Source organism: Tardiphaga sp. 709 (assembly GCF_032401055.1).
In the GTDB taxonomy this organism is placed as follows: Bacteria; Pseudomonadota; Alphaproteobacteria; order Rhizobiales; family Xanthobacteraceae; genus Tardiphaga.
In genome coordinates, this window is record NZ_CP135529.1 from 4,022,253 (window position 1) to 4,042,618 (window position 20,366).

Here is a 20,366-nt window from a genome sequence, read left to right on the forward strand (position 1 = left end):
TTTTATGCGTGAATCGTGCATGAATATCGCATATTCTATCCGAGTTTGCATGCACCTTGCGTCGCAAACGACCGACACTCCAGCCAAGCGATAATGCAAATCAGCTTCGGGAGATCACCATGGGTCCGTTTCCGCACGACGCGCCGGCCGCCACCATCTCGGCACATAATCCGATGGGCACCGACGGCTTTGAATTCGTCGAATACGCGCATCCGAGGCCCGAAGAACTCCACGCCCTGTTCAGGCTGATGGGCTATGTGCCGGTCGCGAAGCACAAGACCAGGAAGATCACGGTCTATCGTCAGGGCGACATCAACTATCTCGTCAACGAAGAGCCCGGAACTCACGGCTTCAATTTCGTCGCCGCGCACGGCCCCTGCGCGCCGTCGATGGCTTTCCGAGTCGTCGATGCGCAGGCGGCCTATGACCGCGCGATTTTGCTCGGTGCCGAGCCGGCGGATGCGATCGCAGCGCAGAAGACGCTCGACGTGCCGGCCATCAAGGGCATCGGCGGCAGCCTGCTGTATTTCGTCGATCGCTACGGCGCCAAGGGCTCGGCCTATGATCATGAATTCACATGGCTCGGCGCCAAGAATCCGCGTCCTGAGGGCGCCGGCCTGTTCTATCTCGATCACCTCACCCATAACGTCCATCGCGGCCGCATGGATGTCTGGACCGGCTTCTACGAGAAGCTGTTCAACTTCCGCCAGATTCGCTTCTTCGACATCGAGGGCCGCGCCTCGGGCCTGTTCTCGCGCGCGCTCACCAGTCCGGACGGCAAGATCCGGATTCCGATCAACGAGGATGCCGGCGATGCCGGCCAGATCGAGGAATATCTCAATACGTATCACGGCGAGGGCATCCAGCACATCGCCTGCGGCGTAACGGATATCTACACCACCATCGAGAAGCTGCGAGCCGACGGCCTGCCCTTCATGCCGGCGCCGCCCGAGACCTATTTCGAGAAGATTGACGCGCGCCTGCCGAAACATGGCGAGGACGTGCCGCGGCTGCAGAAGAACGGCATCCTGATCGACGGCGAGGGCGTGGTCGCAGGCGGCGAGACCAAGGTGCTGCTGCAGATCTTCTCGGCCAATGCGATCGGCCCCATTTTCTTCGAATTCATCCAGCGCAAGGGTGATGACGGATTCGGCGAGGGCAATTTCAAGGCGCTGTTCGAGTCGATCGAGGAAGATCAGATCAGGCGCGGCGTGCTGCACGTGGCGGACAAGACCGCGGCGTAGTTCTTATCCCTCCCCCTTGCGGGGAGGGTGGCCGGCCAAAGGCCGGGCGGGTGGGGGTGCGCCGCACTCAGGTCCGCGCTTGTGGCACCCCCTCCCTAACCCTCCCGCGCAAGGGGGAGGGAACTACAGCGATCCCCACTCCTTCACCGCGTCACCCAGCTCCACCTTCAATGCCGGCCGTGCTGCCGACGGCGTGCGTGAGAACCGCGGTGCGGGCGCCGGCTGTGTCGCGCCTTCGTGCTGGATGAAGACTTCGCGTGCCACCATGTGCGGGTGCTTCGTCGCTTCCGACATGGTCAGCACCGGCGCGAAGCACACATCGGTGCCTTCCATGATCTTTGACCACTCGTCGCGGCTTTTGGTCTTGAACACCGCGGTGAGCTTGTCCTTCACCGCGGCCCAGTTTGTCGAGTCCATGTGATTGTCGTAGCAGGCCTCCGAAAGCCCGGCGAGTTCGCGCAGCTCGGCATAGAATTGCGGCTCAATGGAGCCGATCGAGATGAAGTTGCCGCAGCTGCATTCATAAACGCCGTAAAAATGTGCACCGCCGTCGAGCATGTTGCTCTCGCGGGCTTCCTTCCAGCGACCGGCCGCGGTCATGTCGAAGAACATGGTGATCAAGGATGCCGCGCCGTCGCACATGGCCGCGTCCACCACCTGGCCCTGGCCGGAGCGGCTGGCTTCCAGCATGGCCGCGAGCATGCCCATCACGAGATACATCGAGCCGCCGCCGAAATCGCCGACCAGATTCAATGGTGGCACGGGCTTGTCGGCGCCGCCGATGGCGGCGAGCGCCCCGGTGATGGAGATGTAGTTGATGTCATGGCCGGCGGCCTGCGCCAGCGGGCCGTGCTGGCCCCAACCGGTCATGCGGCCATAGACCAGCTTCTTGTTGCGGCCGAGGACGACATCCGGTCCAAGGCCGAGGCGTTCCATCACGCCGGGGCGATAGCCTTCCACCAGCGCATCGGCGCTATCGAGCAGCGACAGAACCTGTGCAATGGCGGCCTTGTCCTTGAGATCGACCTCGATCACCTTGCGGCCGCGTGACGCCGCGCCCTTCGGCATCTGCTTCGGGCGTACCAGCGTAATCACTTCGGCGCCCATATCGGCGAGCAGCATGCAGGCGAACGGACCGGGGCCGATGCCGGCGAATTCGACGATGCGTGTGCCCTTGAGCGGGCCGGTGGCTTTGGCCTGTGGTCGCGACGACGCGAGGGTGGTGTCCTGCACTTGTGTTTCCCATGCTTGATATTGGTCGTCGATGGCGACGGGCCGATTTGCCGGAAACTGTCTATGCTGGAGGTGACAAGGGCAAGAAGCTTTTGGCCGCAATCCTGCATGCGGCCATGCTGCGGCACTGCACAAAAATGCGCGCAGTGCTCGCGCGCATTTTGCCGTTTGATGGAATGTCAGCCGGCCGCTTCCACCGCGCGCTGTGCCATCACCTTGATGAGATTGGCGCGATATTCCGCCGAGCCATGGATGTCACCCATCAACCCGTCGGCTGAGATCTTTACGCTATCCAGCGCTCCCGCCGACCAGTTCGCCTTCAGTGCCGCTTCGATCGCCGGCACGCGCATCACGCCGCTCTGCGATGCGCCGGTGGCTGCGACACGGACTTCGCCGGATTTTGTCTGGGCGACGAACACCGCGGTGAGTGCGAAACGCGACGCCGGGTGGCGCATCTTGGCGTAGCCGGCCTTGGCCGGAATGGGGAACGACACGGATGTGATGATCTCGTCCTCTTCCAGCGCCGTCGAGAACAGGCCCTGGAAGAAATCGTCGCCTTTGATCTCGCGTTTGTTGGTTTTGATGCTGGCATTCAGCGCCAGTACAGCGGCGGGATAATCGGCGGCGGGATCGTTATTGGCAATCGAACCGCCGATGGTGCCGCGATAGCGCACGGCAGGGTCGCCGAGCACCGACGTCAGATGCACGATCGCCGGGATCGCTTTCTTTGCCGCGGGGCTCTGCGTGATGTCGTAATAGGTCGTCGCCGCCTTGATGATCAGCGCGTCGGATGTTGCCTCGACGCCGATCAAGTCCTTGATCTTGGCAAGGTCGATAACATCCGATGGTGCCGCAAGACGCTGCTTCATCACGGGGATCAGCGTGTGGCCACCGGCGAGATACTTGGCCTCGGGATGTTTGGCGAACAGCGCCGCTGCTTCGTCGATGCTGGCGGGGCGGTGATAAGTGGTCTCGTACATCGTGCTGCTCCCTTATTCCGCTGCCTGCTGCAATTGCAGCGCTTCCCAGACACGGCCGGGCGTCGCCGGCATCTCGATCTTGTTGTGGCCAAGTGCATCGGTGATGGCGTTGATCACCGCGGGTGAGGAACCGATCGCGCCGGCCTCACCGCAACCTTTCACGCCGAGCGGATTGCCCGGGCAGAGCGTCGTGGTGTGCGAGACCCGGAACGACGGCACGTCGTCGGCGCGGGGCATGGCGTAATCCATGAACGACGCCGTCACCGGCTGGCCGTTATCGTCGTAGATAGCGCTTTCGAGCATCGCCTGGCCGATGCCCTGGGCAAGGCCGCCATGGACCTGGCCTTCCACGATCATCGGATTGATCAGCCGGCCGAAGTCATCGACCGCAACGAAGTCGACAATGTCGGTCTTGCCGGTGCCGGGATCGATCTCGACCTCGCAGATATAGGCGCCGGCCGGGAAGGTGAAGTTGGTGGGATCGTAGAACGCGCCTTCCTTCAGGCCGGGCTCCATGCCGTCAGGCAGATTGTGCGCGGTATAGGCCGCGAGTGCCACCATCGGCAGCGCGATCGCCTTGTCGGTGCCGGCGACCTTGAACTCGCCATTCTCGATGACGATGTCGCCTTCGGAGGCTTCGAGCAGATGCGCGGCGATCTTCTTCGCCTTGGCTTCCACTTTCTCCATCGCCTTGAAGATCGCGGACATGCCGACCGCTGCCGAGCGCGAACCATAGGTGCCCATGCCGAACTGCACTTTATCAGTGTCGCCATGCACGATCTGCACCTGATCGACGGAGATGCCGAGCCTGTCAGCGACCAGCTGCGCGAAGGTCGTCTCGTGACCCTGACCGTGGCTGTGCGAGCCCGTCAGCACTTCGATGGTGCCGACCGGATTGACACGGACTTCCGCGGATTCCCACAGGCCGACGCCGGCGCCGAGCGAGCCGACGGCCTTGGACGGCGCGATGCCGCAGGCCTCGATATAGCAGGAGAAGCCAAGCCCGCGCAGTTTGCCGGCTGCTTTCGCCTTGGCCTTCCGCGCCGGGAAGCCGGCATAGTCGATCGCCTTCAGCGCCGCGTCGAGCGACGCGCCGAAGTCGCCGATGTCATAGGCCATGATCACCGGCGTCTGATGCGGGAACTGGGTGACGAAGTTGATGCGGCGCAGTTCCGCGGGATCGACCTTCAACTGACGCGCCGATGTCTCCATCAGTCGCTCCACCAGATAGCTCGCTTCCGGCCGTCCGGCGCCGCGATAGGCATCGACCGGCGTGGTGTTGGTATAGACGCCCATCACCTCGGCATAGATGGTCGGGATATTGTACTGGCCCGACAGCAGCGTGGCGTAGAGATAGGTCGGCACCGAGGACGAGAACAGCGACATATAGGCGCCGAAATTGGCGTGGGTCTTCACCCGCAGGCTCAGGATCTTGTTGTTGGCGTCGAACGCCATCTCGGCATGGGACATGTGATCGCGGCCATGCGCGTCGGTGAGGAAGGCTTCCGTGCGGTCGCCGGTCCATTTCACCGGGCGACGCACTTTCTTGGAGGCCCAGAGTGCGACCATTTCCTCGGGATAGATGAAGATCTTCGACCCGAAGCCTCCGCCGACGTCGGGGGCGATCACGCGCAGCTTGTGTTCCTGCGCCACGTTATAGAACGCTGACAGCACCAAGCGCGCCACATGCGGATTCTGCGATGTCGTGTGAAGCGTGAAGTGCTCCTCAGCTTCGTCATATTCCGCGACGGCCGCGCGGGGCTCCATCGCATTCGGCACCAGGCGGTTATTGGTCAGGTCCAGCGAGACGACAGTGGCGGCCTTGCTGAAGGCGTCCTTGGTCAGCTTCTCGTCGCCGATCGCCCAGTCATAGACCACGTTGCCTGGCGCCTCCGGATGCAGTTGCGGCGCGCCCGGGGCGAGCGCTGCGGTCATGCTGCTGACGGCAGGGAGTTCTTCATAAGTCACGACCACGGCCTCAGCCGCATCCTTCGCCTGGTTCTTTGTCTCGGCGATCACTACGGCGACCGCCTGTCCGACGAAGCGCACCGTGTCCGGGGCCATCGCCGGCCATGCGCCCATTTTCATCGGCGTGCCGTCCTTGGAAGACACCGCCCAGCCGCAGATCAGGTTGCCGATCTTGTCGTCCACCAGTTGCTGTGCGGTCAGCACATCGACAACGCCCGGCATGTCCTTCGCCGCGGAGGCGTCGATGCCTTTGACCTTGGCATGGGCATGCGGGCTGCGGATGAAATGCGCGTGGGTGAGGCCGACGATCTTGACGTCGTCGACATAGCGGCCGCGGCCGGTGATGAATCGCTTGTCTTCCTTGCGCGCAACGCGTGCGCCGATGCCTTCAACGCCCATCTCATGGGTCTCCCTGCCGGAGTTTTTGATTGTCCGCGCTTTCCATCGAAAGGCGCGGTTGGCTCAGCTCAGATCAATGCGCTGCGGCTCATTCAGCCGCTTGCGCAACCTTCATGCGTCCGGCGGCGTCGAGCACCGATTTGACGATGTTGTGGTAGCCGGTGCAGCGGCAGATATTGCCTTCGAGCTCGTGGCGCACCGTCTCTTCATCGAGATCGCCCGCGTGGCGATTCACGATGTCGATCGCCGACATGATCATGCCCGGCGTGCAGTAACCGCATTGCAGGCCGTGATTGTCGCGGAACGCCGCCTGCATCGGATGCAGCTGGTCGCCCTTGGCAATGCCTTCAATGGTGGTGACATTGGCGCCGTCGATCTGACCGACCAGCGTGGTGCAGGATTTCACGGCCTTGCCGTCGATATGCACGATGCAGGCGCCGCACTGGCTGGTATCGCAGCCCACATGGGTCCCGGTCAGGTTGAGATTTTCGCGGAGCAGGTGGACGAGAAGGGTTCTGTCTTCGACCGTGGCAGAGACAGATTTGCCATTGACCGTCAGCTTGACTGTGGACACGCAGACCTCCCGGTATTTTTTAATTATTCCAATTAGAAGCGCGGTCCGGAAAGTTTGCAACTGGGAATTTGGTGGGGCGACTTTCTCCCCTCTCTCCCAGCGCAGCGAAGCTGCGCGCCGCGGGCGAAGGGAAAGTCACGCGTATCCCTCCTGCAAATTTGTGCCTTTATATCCGCAAGCTGCGATGCTCTAGTCGCGGCGCAATAAAGGCCGCAAGCGATTGCGGACAATAACAATTCCGCGACGAGGAGTTTTCGGGAGTGATCGATAAGAGCGTAGCCAGCCCGGCCGAGGCCGTGGCTGGGGTGAAGGACGGCGCGGTCGTCCTGGTGGCCGGGTTCGGTACTGTCGGCATTGCCGATGATCTGCTGGAGGCGCTGCACGAGCAGGGTGCGACCAATCTCACCATCGTCCACAACAATGCCGGCAATGGCGACACTGGTTTGGCCCGGCTGATCAATTCCGGTCGCGTAGCCAAGGTGATCTGCTCCTATCCGCGCTCCGGCGACTACAGCGCTTTCCTCAATGCCTATCGTGCCAAGACGCTGGAACTCGAACTGGTGCCGCAGGGCATCATCAGCGAACGCATGCATGCTCATGCCGCGGGGCTCGGCGGCTTCTTCTCCCCGGTCACGGCGCATACGAAACTTGCCGAGGGCAAGGAGACCCGCGAGATCGACGGCGTGCTGCACGTGTTCGAGAAGCCGCTGAAAGGCGACATTGCGCTGCTGCGTGCCATGAAGGCCGATCGCTGGGGCAATCTGATCTACAACCAGTCGGCACGTAATTTTAATCCGATCATGGCCATGGCTGCCGATCTCAGTGTGGTGCAGGTGGACGAGATGGTCGAGCTTGGCAGCATGAATCCGGAAGCGGTGGTGACGCCGAGCATCTTCATCGATCGTATCTTGGTAGTGGGATCAAAGGCATGACGACGACGTATAGGCCGCTCAACCGTGACCAGATGGCCTGGCGCGCCGCACAAGACCTGCAGGAGGGCGCTTACGTCAATCTCGGCATCGGTATGCCGACGCGGGCGGCGAGCTACGTGCCCGATGGGCGCGAGGTGATCTTCCACAGCGAGAACGGCATTCTCGGTCTCGGGCCGAAGCCGGAGCCGGGCACGGAAGACGAGAATCTGATCGATGCCGGCAAGAACTACACGACTCTGATCAAGGGCGGCGTGTTCATGCACCACGCCGACGCGTTCCTGATGATCCGCGGCAAGCATCTCGATGTCAGCCTGCTCGGCGCCTTTGAAGTCTCGGAAGCCGGCGATCTCGCCAACTGGACCACGGAAGATCCATCCTTTCCGCCCGGTGTCGGCGGCGCGATGGATCTGGCGGTCGGCGCCAAGGAAATCCGCGTGATCATGGATCATACCGACAAGGCCGGTAAGCCGCGTATCCTCAAGAAGTGCCGGCTGCCGCTCACGGCACCGGGCTGCGTCAAGCGCATCTACACCAATCTAGCGGTCATTGACGTCACGGAGCAGGGCCTGTTCGTGCGCGAGATGGTCGAGGGTATGACGCTGGAGCAGTTGCAGGCACTCACCGAGCCCAAGCTGCAGCTCGCCAACAACTGGCAGGCGCTGACCCCGCCGGCGATGGCGGCGTAGGGACTTCGAAGAGCACCCGCCCCTCCACCGTCATGGCCGGGCTTGTCCCGGCCATCCACGCCTTCCTTGTGGCAAAGACGTGGATGCCCGCGACGAGCGCGGGCATGACGGAGCTTTAAAGCAACAGCCTCCCGAGGGGGCATCCCCCGTTCAGCTCCACGCAACCTCCAGAAGTTCCGGTATCCGTTTACTCGTCCTTAGCCAATGTGCCGTAGGTTTGGGCATCGGCTTTGCGCGCGCTTGCGCGCGATGACCGGGATGTTGGGAGTGATGAACGGGGGCCCCACGTGGCAACGACGACGCTTGTCCGGAAGAAGCCGGCTTCTTTTAAGTTTCCTGCCCTCAGATTCCGCGCCAAGGTGACGCTGGGCTTTGCGGCCGTGCTCGCCATATCCGCGCTCAGCATGGTGCTCGCTTATGTCGGCTTCGAGCGCATCTCGGCCGGCGTGGTGTCGTATCGCACCAGCGTTGCGGAGTCCGGTCTGGCCCGTAATATCGACCGCGAACTGACCTCCTATCAGGCGCTGACGCGCTATTACGTCCTCACCAGCAATGAAGCGGACGCCAAGGCAGCGAAGGCTGCGGAAACCAGTCTGAAGGACGCCATCGACCAGTCGATGAAGGTGACCAAGGACTCCGCGCGGCTCGACAAGATCACCAAACTGTCCCGCGAATTCATTACCTTCACCAAGGTGTTCGCCGACATCCTCACCGTCAAGGGACAGAACGACACCATCGCGTCGACCCAGTTGTCGCGCACCAGCCTGATGCTGCGTAACAAGATCGATGATCTCGGCGACACCGCGACTATGGCCGGCCTTGCTTCCGTGCAGGATCAGGTCAAGGAAATCACCACCCAGTTCATCACCGCGACCTCGCTCGTGAACACCTATATCGGCAAGGCCGAGGACAAGACCTCGAATGCCGCGACGGCCCGCATCAAGTTCCTGCAGAACTCGTTTGCGACGATCTATGCCAATGACGACAAGATCAACAACAAGGTGAAGGAGATCACCGCGGAGACGAAGCTCTACGCTGATGCTTTCGTCAAGTTCGTTGAGAACACCAAGAAGGTCGACGGTCTCGTTCAGGAAATGTCGGAGACGGCGGGAGCGATCACCAAGCTGTCGACGGCGATGAAGGGGGATCTGCTGTCCGATCAGCAGCGTCTTGAAACCGAATCCGACACCACGATCCACGACACCGAGCGCCAGGTGATGGTGCTGGGCGTTGGCGGCTTCATCGTCGGTGCCATCCTTGCGCTGCTGCTGGGCCGCAGCATTGCCGGTCCGATGATTGCGATGTGCGCAGCGATGCGCAAGCTCGCAGCCGGTGACTTCGAAGTCGTGCTGCCAGGTCTTGGCCGCCGCGACGAACTCGGCGACATGGCGTCGGCCGTGGAAGAGTTCAAGGTACAGGCCATCGCGAAGGCCGAGCGGGATGCCGCAACTCAGGAAGAGCAAAGCCGCGAGGCCGGTGCGGCGCGCCGTGCCGAACTCATCCGCTTTGCCGACGATTTCGAGGCCGCCGTGGGCGCGATCGTCTCGAACGTGTCGGCATCGGCAGGGCAGCTGGAAACCGCAGCGGGCACGCTGACTCGCACCGCCGAGACCACCGAGGGATTGTCGAGCCGCGTCGCCGGCGCATCGGATCAGGCCTCCTCGAACATGCAGTCGGTCGCGACCGCGACCGAAGAGCTCTCGCTGTCGGTCAATGAAATCGGCCGCCAGGTGCAGACCTCCAGCAAGATCGCGGACAGCGCAGTCGTGCAAGCGCAGCAGACCGATGCTCGCATCGGCGAATTGTCGCGGGCCGCACAGCGCATCGGTGACGTCGTCGATCTCATCACGGCGATTGCCGAACAGACCAACCTTCTGGCGCTCAATGCGACCATCGAGGCCGCGCGGGCCGGAGATGCCGGCCGCGGCTTCGCGGTTGTGGCGTCCGAAGTGAAGTCACTGGCCAGCCAGACCGCCAAGGCGACCGAGGAAATCTCGACCCAGATTGCCGGCATGCAGAGTGCGACGCAGGAGTCGGTGTCAGCGATCAAGCAGATCGGCAGCACCATCGGCGAGATTTCGGGCATTGCCTCGGAGATCGCCAGCGCCGTCGAGCAGCAGGGCGCTGCCACGCGCGAGATCGCACAGAACGTCCAGCGCGTTGCCCACGGCACCCAGCAGGTCGCCGGCGATATCGTCGACGTCAACCGCGGCGCGACCGAAACCGGCGCGGCATCGGCTCAGGTGCTGAATTCGGCACAGACCCTGTCGAGCGAAAGCGCGCGCCTGCGTGCCGAGCTCGACCGGTTCATGGGGAATATCCGGGCGGCGTAAACGCGATGCCCGCAACTATAACGCCGTCATGCCCGGCCTTGTGCCGGGCATCCACGTCTTGACGGCGAAGGAAGGCGTGGATGGCCGGAACAAGTCCGGCCATGACGATGAGTTACTTCACGCTCGCCATATAGGCCCGCCATCCGCCAAACGACGAGATATCGCGCGCGCCTTCGGTCGCCTTGGCTTCCACCAGGAAGCCCTTCACGTTTGAGCCATCCGCCAGCCGCAGCGTACCGATCGACATCGGCTCCGGCAGCGATGCGACGAACTTGCCGAAATTTGCTGCCGACAACGCCCAGACTTCGACCGCGATTTCCGCGCCCGTACCATCCGCGACGCGCAGCAATCCGGGCTTCGCCGGCGTGGTGCCGTTGAGCGCATAGAATTTGTAGTCCGGCGCCGTCGTCGTGGCTTTCAGCAGGCGACCGCTCAGCGCCTGCAATTCGCCGTTCAGGGCCATGCCGGAGAGATGCGCACCAACAACGGCGATCGCGATCTCGCCCTCGGCGACTTCGGTGGAGAGTGGCGCCAGCGCCGGCTGCGGCAGGGCCCTGGCGCCAACCGGCAGCTTGGTGTCGGCGTGAAACACCCGGCCGATGCTGGCCAGCAAGGCGTCGTCGCCGCCCGGCGCCAGTAGCGTGATGCCGAACGGGATTCCGTCGGCGCGCATGGCGGCGGGAATGGCGAGACCGCAGAGGTCGAGCAGGTTGACGAAGTTGGTATAGGTGCCGAGCCGCGAATTGAGCTTGATGGGGTTGGCGAGCACCTGCGCCGTCGTATAGGCGGTCGGTGCCGTCGGCAGCACCAGTGCGTCGATAGCAGTGAAAGCCTGTTCGGCGACACGCTTCAACTCCTGCAACTTGTACAAAGCCGCAAACGTATCGGTCGCACTCTGCCGTGCGCCGGCGATGGTGATCTCGCGCGTGACGGGATGGATCGCATCCGGCGCAGACGCCAGCAAATCGCGAATCACCAGCAGGCGCTCGGCGACCCATGGGCCGTCATAAAGCAGCCGCGCGGTCTCATAGAACGGCTCGAGATCGAACTCGACTAGAGTCGCACCCAGTGACGTCCAACGCTTGAGCGCGTCCGCATAGGCTTTCTCCGAGGATTTGTCGCCGAAGAAGATCAACTGCCCGTTGCGCGGCACACCGAGCTTGAGGCCTTTCGGAAATTCCGTGACCGAACCCGGCACCCGCTTGCGCGAATAGGGATCATGCACGTCATAGCCGCCCATCACATCGAGCGCGGCAACAGCATCGTCCACCGTGAGCGTGAAGATCGACACGCAATCCAGCGTGCGGCAGGCCGGCACGACGCCGGCCGTCGGGATCAGGCCGAGGCTCGGCTTAAGGCCGACGATATTGTTGAGCATGGCGGGCACGCGGCCGGAGCCCGCAGTGTCTGTACCAAGCGTCAGCGGCACGAGGCCCGCGGACACGGCAACGGCAGAGCCGGAGCTCGATCCGCCGGGCACGAGATCGTCGCGGATTGCATTCTTGGGAATGCCATAGGGTGAGCGCACGCCGACGAGGCCAGTCGCGAACTGGTCGAGATTGGTCTTGCCGATGATGATCGCACCCGCGGCGCGCAGTCGCGCCACGGCGCTGGCATCGCGCGTTGCGTTATAGGCGAAAGCGGGACAGGCCGCGGTGGTCGGCAGACCTGCGACGTCGATATTGTCCTTCACGCCGACCGGCACGCCGTAGAGCGGCAGCGTTGCGGGATCCTTCGCAGCGAGCGCCTCGACTTCGGCAATCGCCTCGGCCTCGTTCCGGAGCGTGATGAAGATGGCCGTGTCGCCGCGGTCGCGGATGCGCTGATAGCTGCGGGCGACTGTCTGTGCGGGCGTCACGGTGCCGGCGCGATGCGCGGCAACGATGGCGGCGATCGTTTCGGGAACGGACTCACTCACGATGCGAACCTGCTGCGGATGGCACGGGTGTGCCACCCGCAGGTTGAGACGATGTTATTCAGCAGGCACGGCAAGTGGCGGCTCCGATTGCGGGACAGAAGACAGGCTGGTTGCGCCGAACTTGTCCGCGGCAAAGAGCCCGGCTGCAACAAGAGCATAAGCGAGAGCAACGCCGGGCGTCACCCCCAATCCACCGCCGATCCCGATCGCCTCGCCATGCATGAAGCCGAAATAGGTCAGGACGGCGCCGGCCAGAGCGAAGGCCGATGCATTGATGAATTTGCGTTCGATGACGAACACCGCGATGGCGCCGAGCACCAGGCCGACCAGGATCGAGCCGCCGCCCATGACTTCAAGGCCGTGGAACAGCACGCCGTTCTGTCCCATCTTGGCGATGAATTCGGGCGAATGGATCGCGCCGAAATTCATGCCGGCGGCGCCAAGTGCGCCGGACAACAGCACCGTGGCCCAGGCCGCGAGATGCGGCGTCAGCGCAAGCGCGATGGCCGGCGCGTGTTCGCGTGGCGTGGTCTCGAACGCCTGCGCACAGATCAGCATGCCGATATAGAGCAGGATCGGTGAGATCGCGACCACAGGGATGACGGCCAGCATCAGCGAGATGACGCCGAACCACGACAGCACGATCACCATCAGGCCGGTCGCCGCAGAGTAGCCGATCCGGCCACCCATCGCCTTCCAGCCGGGATGGCCGATATAGACCGCGTTGATGAAGGGGTTGCCCATCAGGCAGCCGATCAGCGAGACGACGCCGTCGGCGGTCAGTACGCGGGTGGTCGGATATTCGTCGCCGGCTGCTTCCGCGGACTCGACGTTGTCCATCGCTTCGACCAGATCGTAGATGCCATAGGGAATGGCGGTGACCAGGATGATGCCGAGGAACTGGAATCCCGAGAAGACGTGATCGAAGGCTGGCAGCGGTACCGAGAAGCCGAAATTGGTGAAGGCCGCCTTGACGCCGGCGACGCTGACGCCGCCGATACCGACGCCAAACAGATTGGAGCCCCAGGCGATCACCATGCCGACGCCGATCGCGACGAGGCCTGCCGGAATCCCCTTGGGATATTTATAGCCGCCGAACCAGCTCAGCATGATGATGGCAAAGCAGGTGAGGCCGATCACCGGCGTCATGAACATTTCCAGCGCCGGACGCATCGCGATGAAGGCGATAGAAACGCCGGCCAGTGTCCCGAGCAGTGCGGCACGCGGCGTCACCTTGCGGATCCAGGGCGCAATGAAGCCGCCGATCATCAGGATAAAGCTCTGGAAGAACACCCAGACGAGGCCGGCTTCCCAGCCCTTGATGGGATCGCCCGTCGTGATCGAGATCGGCAGCATGATCACGAAGGTGACGATGAACATATGCGGCACGCTGATGCCCGAGGGCAGCGCGCAGACGTCGCTGCGGCCGGTCTTCTGCGCAAGTTTGTAGGCGAGCCAGGCGTAGTACATCGTCGACAGGCACATCATCAGGCCCATGGCCGGCAGAATGCGGCCGAACACGATGTTGTCAGGCATCTTCAAGACGAAGCGCAGCAGGCCGGTCAGCACCAGCATGTTGACGAGAATGTTGGTGCCGAAGCCGAAAAACGCATTCCAGTCGCCCGGCGTCCATAGCGCGGGCTTGAAGTCGGATTTGCTGGCAGAATCTTTAGAAAACGTCCCCGCGGTCGTGCTCATCGTGATGCTCCTGCTGCAAGTTTGTTGGAAGTCTCCGGTGCATGTTCAGAACGTGTGATGGCGTCGAGAATGGCGGCGGAGTCGGCGACCCAGCCGAAGATACCGCCCTGGGCCTTGATCATCTTCAGGCCCATCTCGTGGAATTCAGGGAAGTAGGACGCGCAGCCGTCAGAAATGACGATGCAGCGATAGCCGCGGTCATTGGCTTCGCGCACGGTGGTGTTGACGCAGACTTCGGTGGTGACGCCGCAGACCAGCAGCGTGTCGATCTCGCGCGCCTTGAGATCGGCACCGAGCGTCGTGGCGTAGAATGCGCCCTTGCCGGGCTTGTCGATGACGATCTCGCCTTCGACCGGATAGAGCGCGGGAATGATGTCGTGACCTGCCTCGCCGCGAATGAGGATGCGTCCCATCGGACCGGGATCGCCGATCCGCAGTGACGGCGCGCCGCGTTCGATCTTGGCGGGCGGTGCGTCGGAGAGATCGGGCAGGTGCCCCTCACGGGTGTGCACCACCATCATTCCGGTTTCGCGCGCCGTTTTCAGGACCGCGGCGATCGGGGCGACGGCGCTGGCCAGTTGCGACACGTCATTACCCAGTGTCTCGCCGAAGCCGCCGGGCTCCATGAAATCGCGCTGCATGTCGATGATGACGAGCGCCGTCACTGCCCAGTCGACCGCGATCGGGCCGGGTTCGGCAATAACCGTTGCTGAGTGTGGTGAGTCCGCCATTTGCCGTCTCTCCCCAAGGGCATGGGTCTCTCAGGAGTTAACGAAGCAAGGCGCGTGCCATTGTGTACAATGACAAGCGGCGACATGCTTCGAAGCTAATCGCGCGGTATTTCAGGAGCTTGTTGGAAAATAGCTTTGCAACATACCGGTCTCAAGCGAGACTGGAATTCGTTAATTGCTCATTTTATAACCGCGGCTGATTATGACGGCAGCCGGTCCCCCGGATGTGGCTGATGCTCCATCCCGGGGGCCGTCGTTGTCCATCATCAATCCCAGCCGTCGCCTTTGATGCCTGGATTCGCATAAACGATGCCGCCATCCACCGCGATGGTGGCGCCGACCACGTAATCGCCGGCGCGCGAGGCGAGATAGATCGCCGCGCCCGCCATGTCCTCGTCGGTGCCGATCCGGCCGGCGGGCACGCGGGTTGCCACTTCATCGGCATTGTCGCGTGCAGCCTTGTTCATGTCCGACTGAAACGGGCCCGGCGCGATGGCCGTGACGACGACGTGATCCTGGATAAGTTTGACGGCCATCCGCCGCGTCAGGTGGATCAGGCCGGATTTGCTCGCCGCATAGGAATAGGTCTCCATCGGATTGACGAAGATGCCGTCGATGGACGCGATATTGATGACCTTGGCGGGCTTGTCCGCGCTGGCTGCTGCACGCAGCGGTCCGGCCAGCGCCTTGGTCAGAAAGAACGGCGTCTTGACGTTCAGCGTCATCACCTTGTCCCAGCCGCTCTCCGGAAATTCATCGAAGTCCGCGCCCCATGCGGCGCCCGCATTGTTGACGAGAATGTCGAGCTTGGGTTCACGCTTCTTGATCTCGGCAGCCAGCATCTCGATGCCGGCCATGGTCGAAATGTCGATCGGCAGTGCGATGCATTCACCGGCGTATTGCGCGGAGAGTTCTTTCGCCGTGGCTTCGCACGGCCCGGCCTTGCGCGCGGTGATGTAGACCTTCGCTGCGCCCTGGCTGAGAAATCCCGCTGCGATCATCTTGCCGATGCCGCGCGAGCCGCCGGTGACGAGTGCAATGCGGCCATCGAGCGAAAACAGATTGGTGAACATGACGCCTCCCGTTTATTTTGTCGTTGGGCCGATTGTGTGCGGCGGCGGGCAAGGCGAGTCAACAAGCGCCGCTGCAGTTGAGCCAGATCAATGCCGGAACTGGCGGCCGGCGTAGGCTTCTCGCGTTGGTTCGTCCAGCAAACGGACCTCAACCCAACGGGAGAGTGTCATTAGAGCTCATCAAATTATGACCCGCAAGCTCGTCACCGTGTCGCCAGACGCGTCGATTAGCGAAGCTGCGAGGCTGATGATCGACTACCACGTCAGCGGATTGCCTGTGGTGGATGCGGCCGGCAAGCTGGTTGGCATCGTGACCGAGCGGGACTTCCTGCGTCGGCACGAGGTCGGCACGCAGCGCAGGCGTCCGCGCTGGCTCGAATTCGTGCGTGGCCCCAGCCTGCAGGCCATCGATTATGTCCGCGAAGCCGGCCGCAAGGTGCACGAGATCATGACCCGCGAGGTCCGCACGGTGACCGAGGAGACCGGGCTGGCCGATGTCGTCGAGGTGATGGAGAAGTATCACATCAAACGCGTGCCGGTGGTGCAGGGCGACAAACTCGTGGGTATCGTCAGCCGGCAGAATTTCGTCGAAGCCATCGCTGATGTCATGCAAGATGTCTCCGATGTCGGGTCGAGTGATGCGTTGATCCGCCGTCGCATCGTCGCTGTGCTCAGACATAACGAATGGACACCATTCGGCCTCGACGTCCGGGTGAAGGATGGCGTCGTGGACATCGACGGCTTCATCACGGACGAGAATGTCCGTCGGGCGATCGTCGTGGCTGCTGAAAATGTGGCTGGCGTCACCCGCGTCAACGAGCATCTGTGCTGGGTCGATCCGATGTCGGGCGTGTACTTTCCGCCGGATACCGATCTGCCGCAAAAGCCGGTCTGATCCGGCGCGGGACGCAAGACTCCAGCAAGGCTGCAGTTCGCCTGCAGCGCATGGCCAGACTATCCGGTGCCGCCGCGCTGGAAGCCGTTCCACATCGCGGTGGCCGCGCCGGAGGTCAGCACCGGCAGATAGCGGGTGTCCTGATAGTTGCCGTTCAGCGAGACCCGCGGCAGCGCCGTGAGCTGCGAGGAGTTGTCCGAGGCGATCACGCCGGGGCGCGTCGTCACGGCTGTTTCGAAGCCGGCGCCTTTCGCCAATGCGAATTCCCGTGTACCAGCAGCGCAGCGGTCGCCATAGGGATAGGCAAGATGCACGGCCGGGCGCTGCAGAACGTTTTCGATATCGGTGCGGCTGGCTGACAGCTCATGCACGACCATCGCTTCGGTCTGCTTGGCGAGATTGCAGTGACTTACAGTATGCGCGCCGATTGTCACCAGCGGATCGGCGGCGAAAGGTTTGAGTTCGTCCCACGACATGCACAGTTCGCGGCTGACCGCGTCTTCGTCGATGCCATGCGCGGCGCAGAGTGCGCTGATCTCGCGGCGGACATCCGCTTCTTCCGGCAATCCGCGCAGCCAGCCATGCAGGCGGTCGAACGCCATGTCCTTGCCGGCGAGAGTCGATGTGTCCAGGCGCTCCATCTGTCCGTCGATCGGGGCCTCGATCGCGTCGGCCCTGGCAACGACGCGCTCCAGCGCCACCCACCATAGCCGGCCTGTGCCGGAGGCGAAGTCGCTGGTGACATAGACCGTGAAGGGCGCGTCGAAATCCCGCATCGCGGGCAATGCATGGTCGCGGTTGTCGCGATAGCCGTCGTCGCAGGTGAAACAGGCAAAGCGGCGCGAGAAATCCCGCTCCGTCAACCGCCGCTGCACTTCATCGGGGGTCACGATATCGACGTCGGTTGCGCGCAGATAAGCGAGGGTGGCGCGCAGGAAATCGGGCGTGATCTCGAGGTGACGGTTGGGCTGGAACGAACCGGCATGCGCAGGGCGCACATGGTGCAGCATGAAAATCGTGCCGACGCCGCCGAAGATAGGTCGCAACACCCGGTGGGCGCCGCTGAAATACAGCGCATCCAGCCCGGCACGAATAATCGTATTGCGAATCTGCTTCATCGTATGACCGAGCAATTGATGCTACCCACGGAAATGATCAGAAACGATTGAACAAAGCGTTATTCGAATACCCGCGGCGACGCCAGAGGTTTGCCTTGATTTCAGTTTGACAGTCCCGCAAGGGTTTGTTTTCTCTCTGTTTCCAGACCCGCAGGACGTCGAATGCACGGATTTTACAGGTGGAGTGCCAAATGGTGGCCCGGGCTCATCCCGCTTGCCATCCTTTGGGCGGTTGCTGCCTGGGTTAGCACGATTCCGCTTGAGACGGATTTAACGGCGCGTAGCACTGAGGCGCTGAAAAACACGATCCTCGACAAGAGCCAGATCACGGTTGCCGGCCGTGACGTATCGTTTTCTGCCGAAGCATTTTCCGAAGACGGTCGCCGCAGTGCGGTCTCGTCGGTCGAGGCCACGCCGGGCGTTCGCCTGGTCAATGACGAGACCCGTCTCGTCGCGGAAGCCAAGCCGTTCGTCTGGGTCGCGGAGCGCGACAATGTCCGCGTCACGCTATGGGGAACCGCGCCATTGCCGGCCAGCAAGGCGCGAATTGTGGAAGCGGCCCGCGCCGCACTCAGCGGAACCGAGGTCTCCGACCGCATGGGTCTGAAGCGCGGCGCGCCTGTTCGCTTCGATGCCGCGGCTGTGTTGTTGCTTGATCAGGTCGCCAAGCTGAAGGAAGGCAAGGCGGTGATTTCGGATACCAATGTCAGCCTCTCCGGCATGGCGCGCGATCTCGGTGGCCGCGAAGCCATTGCGGCGGCGCTGAAGAATCTGCCGGAAGGCTTCACGGTCGCGGCCAATGACATCAAGGCGCCGCCCTATGTGTTCCAGGCCAACAAGGACCCGGTGACGAACACGCTGACGCTGAGCGGCTATGTCCCGGACAACAACATCCACGCCGCGCTTGCGTCGGCTGCCGGACGCAAGTTCGGCAATGAGAAGATCGTCGACAACCTGAAGGCTAGCATCGGCGCGCCCGGTGGTTTTGCGGCAGCGGTGACGACGGCGCTGGGTGCGCTGTCGCGGCTGTCGACCGGCACGCTGGTGGTGTCCGATCGCGAGGTGAAGCTGTCGGGGGACGCGCTCTACGAAGCCGCCGCCGACCAGATACGCGCAAGTCTCGCGCGCGAGCTCCCGCAGGGTTGGCAGGCCAAAGCCGAAGTATCGGTGAAGCCCGCCGCGGCACCGGTCGATGCCAGCGTGTGCCAGCAGCTCTTCGCGCAGAACCTGACCAAGGGCCGCATCCGGTTTGAGCCGTCCAGCGCCAGCATCAATGTGGATTCCGCGGGCTTGCTCGATCGCCTCGTGGAAATCGCCATGCGCTGTCCCAATGTCCGGGTCGAGATCGCCGGTCACACCGACGGCGATGGCGACGCGGCGTTCAATCAGTCGCTCTCGGAAAAGCGCGCGCTCGCCGTTGAAGAATATCTCGTGAAGGCCGGCTTGCCGGCGGACCGTTTCTCCACCAGCGGCTACGGCAGTACCCAACCCATCGCCACCAACGATACCGACGAAGGCAAGCTGCAGAATCGCCGGATCGAATTCGTCGTGAGGCAAGCGCCATGACTTATCTTGCGATGTTTCACTGGGGCTGGCTGCTCGGGGCGTTCCTGATCGGCTTCTGCATGGGCTGGATCGCCGTGGTCTATCGCGGGCGTTCGGTGTCGCGGGTCTGGATCCAGCGCCTGTCGGTAATCGCCGCGGTCATCATCGGCGTCGCGATTGGTAAAGTCGTGCCCGGCCGCTTCGGCTACTGGCTCGATCTCGGCCTCGCATTGTTCGGCTTCTATCTCGTCGGCTGCGCCATCGGGTCGTGGCTGCGCGATATCGTGGTGACCCGGCAGCAGGCGCGCTCGGCGTGACGCTGCTCGACCATTACCGCATGTTCGGCCGGTACAATGTCTGGGCCAACGGCCTACTGTTCGACGCGGCGGGCGCGCTCAGCCGCGAGCAATATCAGGCCGACCGGGGCGCGTTCTTCAAATCCGTCCATGGCACGCTCAATCATCTGCTGGCAACGGACCGGATCTGGATGAAGCGCTTCACCGGCGAAGGCGAGGCGCCGGATCGTCTCGATGCCATTCTGTATGAGACCTGCGACGGGTTGCATGCGGCGCGCATCGCCGAAGATGCCCGGATTCTCGGTTATGTGGACGGGCTCGACGAGCGCCGTCTCAACGGCACCATCAAATTCCGCCGGGTGTCGTCTCCCGAAGAATTTGAACAGCAGCTGGCGCCGGCCCTGGCGCACTGGTTCAATCATCAGACCCATCACCGCGGGCAAGTCCATGCGTTGCTGACGGGTCTGACAGGCGGGGCGCCCGAACTCGATCTGTTATTTTTTCAACGTCTCGCCGCCAAATCGGCGGCATGAGGTCACGAAAGCCTCATTGTCACGTGAGACGCGTCGGGACGTTGGCATTTTGCCGCAGCGAATGCGCCCGAGAGGCTGGTGGTTTGTTAGGGCTGACCTAATATACTGATGTGGCTTGTTTTTATTCACAGCCGGCGAATTCCACTTTGCCGCAAAACGCGCTACGACGGTTGTGCCGGAGACAACTGATGTGGCGGTTCCGCCGAGGCT

At 62.8% G+C, this 20,366-nt stretch carries 17 protein-coding genes; 8 read left to right on the forward strand and 9 right to left on the reverse strand.

All coding sequences use genetic code 11. The features are described from left to right. Window positions 1-119 precede the first annotated feature (119 nt). Window positions 120-1,244 carry a 4-hydroxyphenylpyruvate dioxygenase gene (gene hppD / locus RSO67_RS19610; RefSeq protein ID WP_315840205.1) on the forward strand — a complete coding sequence of 375 codons (1,125 nt, stop codon included), beginning with the start codon at window positions 120-122 and terminating at the stop codon, window positions 1,242-1,244. A 123-nt stretch (window positions 1,245-1,367) separates the two neighbouring features. On the opposite strand, the gene RSO67_RS19615 is transcribed toward hppD, so the two are convergent. The 4 genes from RSO67_RS19615 to RSO67_RS19630 all read right to left on the reverse strand — a co-directional run bounded on the left by RSO67_RS19615 (window position 1,368) and on the right by RSO67_RS19630 (window position 6,398). Further along, complete coding sequence (locus RSO67_RS19615; protein ID WP_315840206.1) at window positions 1,368-2,477, reverse strand: CaiB/BaiF CoA-transferase family protein; 1,110 nt, start codon at window positions 2,475-2,477, stop codon at window positions 1,368-1,370. Window positions 2,478-2,656: 179 nt separating this feature from the next. Further along, window positions 2,657-3,457: a xanthine dehydrogenase family protein subunit M gene (locus RSO67_RS19620; protein WP_315840207.1), complete on the reverse strand. Its 801-nt coding sequence runs from the start codon at window positions 3,455-3,457 to the stop codon at window positions 2,657-2,659. A 12-nt stretch (window positions 3,458-3,469) separates the two neighbouring features. Next, entirely contained in the window at window positions 3,470-5,824 is a 2,355-nt protein-coding gene (locus RSO67_RS19625; RefSeq protein WP_315840208.1) for a xanthine dehydrogenase family protein molybdopterin-binding subunit, read from the reverse strand. An 88-nt stretch (window positions 5,825-5,912) separates the two neighbouring features. Continuing rightward, window positions 5,913-6,398, reverse strand: coding sequence for a (2Fe-2S)-binding protein (locus RSO67_RS19630; RefSeq protein ID WP_068737631.1), 486 nt, complete (start codon window positions 6,396-6,398; stop codon window positions 5,913-5,915). 260 nt (window positions 6,399-6,658) lie between these two features. Here RSO67_RS19630 and RSO67_RS19635 point away from each other — a divergent pair, with 260 nt between their 5' ends. The 3 genes from RSO67_RS19635 (at window position 6,659) to RSO67_RS19645 (ending at window position 10,349) form a co-directional block, all read left to right on the forward strand. Next, on the forward strand, window positions 6,659-7,330 hold the full coding sequence (locus tag RSO67_RS19635; RefSeq protein WP_315840209.1) for a 3-oxoacid CoA-transferase subunit A: 672 nt from the start codon (window positions 6,659-6,661) through the stop codon (window positions 7,328-7,330). After that, a complete protein-coding gene (locus RSO67_RS19640; protein ID WP_315840210.1) occupies window positions 7,327-8,016 on the forward strand; it encodes a 3-oxoacid CoA-transferase subunit B in 690 nt (229 codons plus the stop codon). The genes RSO67_RS19635 and RSO67_RS19640 overlap by 4 nt, the downstream gene beginning before the upstream one ends. A gap of 287 nt (window positions 8,017-8,303) precedes the next feature. Then, window positions 8,304-10,349 (forward strand): methyl-accepting chemotaxis protein, encoded by a 2,046-nt coding sequence (locus tag RSO67_RS19645; protein WP_244528112.1) that lies wholly within the window; start codon window positions 8,304-8,306, stop codon window positions 10,347-10,349. A 112-nt stretch (window positions 10,350-10,461) separates the two neighbouring features. On the opposite strand, the gene atzF is transcribed toward RSO67_RS19645, so the two are convergent. The 4 genes from atzF to RSO67_RS19665 form a co-directional block, all read right to left on the reverse strand. Continuing rightward, entirely contained in the window at window positions 10,462-12,267 is a 1,806-nt protein-coding gene (atzF, locus tag RSO67_RS19650) for an allophanate hydrolase (protein ID WP_315840211.1), read from the reverse strand. A gap of 54 nt (window positions 12,268-12,321) precedes the next feature. Further along, complete coding sequence (locus RSO67_RS19655) at window positions 12,322-13,965, reverse strand: regulator (protein WP_315840212.1); 1,644 nt, start codon at window positions 13,963-13,965, stop codon at window positions 12,322-12,324. Next, window positions 13,962-14,696 carry an isochorismatase family cysteine hydrolase gene (locus RSO67_RS19660; protein ID WP_315840213.1) on the reverse strand — a complete coding sequence of 245 codons (735 nt, stop codon included), beginning with the start codon at window positions 14,694-14,696 and terminating at the stop codon, window positions 13,962-13,964. The genes RSO67_RS19655 and RSO67_RS19660 overlap by 4 nt, the downstream gene beginning before the upstream one ends. A gap of 266 nt (window positions 14,697-14,962) precedes the next feature. Then, window positions 14,963-15,769 carry an SDR family oxidoreductase gene (locus RSO67_RS19665; RefSeq protein WP_068737620.1) on the reverse strand — a complete coding sequence of 269 codons (807 nt, stop codon included), beginning with the start codon at window positions 15,767-15,769 and terminating at the stop codon, window positions 14,963-14,965. A 169-nt stretch (window positions 15,770-15,938) separates the two neighbouring features. Here RSO67_RS19665 and RSO67_RS19670 point away from each other — a divergent pair, with 169 nt between their 5' ends. Further along, window positions 15,939-16,664 (forward strand): CBS domain-containing protein, encoded by a 726-nt coding sequence (locus RSO67_RS19670; protein WP_315844310.1) that lies wholly within the window; start codon window positions 15,939-15,941, stop codon window positions 16,662-16,664. A 59-nt stretch (window positions 16,665-16,723) separates the two neighbouring features. On the opposite strand, the gene RSO67_RS19675 is transcribed toward RSO67_RS19670, so the two are convergent. Next, a complete protein-coding gene (locus RSO67_RS19675; protein WP_315840214.1) occupies window positions 16,724-17,782 on the reverse strand; it encodes a polysaccharide deacetylase family protein in 1,059 nt (352 codons plus the stop codon). A gap of 162 nt (window positions 17,783-17,944) precedes the next feature. Here RSO67_RS19675 and RSO67_RS19680 point away from each other — a divergent pair, with 162 nt between their 5' ends. Genes RSO67_RS19680 through RSO67_RS19690 form a run of 3 tightly spaced genes read left to right on the forward strand, consistent with a single transcriptional unit; the run spans window position 17,945 to window position 20,156 of the window. After that, on the forward strand, window positions 17,945-19,348 hold the full coding sequence (locus RSO67_RS19680) for an OmpA family protein (RefSeq protein WP_315840215.1): 1,404 nt from the start codon (window positions 17,945-17,947) through the stop codon (window positions 19,346-19,348). Beyond that, window positions 19,345-19,644: a hypothetical protein gene (locus tag RSO67_RS19685; protein WP_315840216.1), complete on the forward strand. Its 300-nt coding sequence runs from the start codon at window positions 19,345-19,347 to the stop codon at window positions 19,642-19,644. Before RSO67_RS19680 ends, RSO67_RS19685 begins: the two co-directional genes overlap by 4 nt. Window positions 19,645-19,646: 2 nt before the next feature. Then, complete coding sequence (locus RSO67_RS19690; RefSeq protein ID WP_315844311.1) at window positions 19,647-20,156, forward strand: DinB family protein; 510 nt, start codon at window positions 19,647-19,649, stop codon at window positions 20,154-20,156. Window positions 20,157-20,366: the final 210 nt, after the last annotated feature.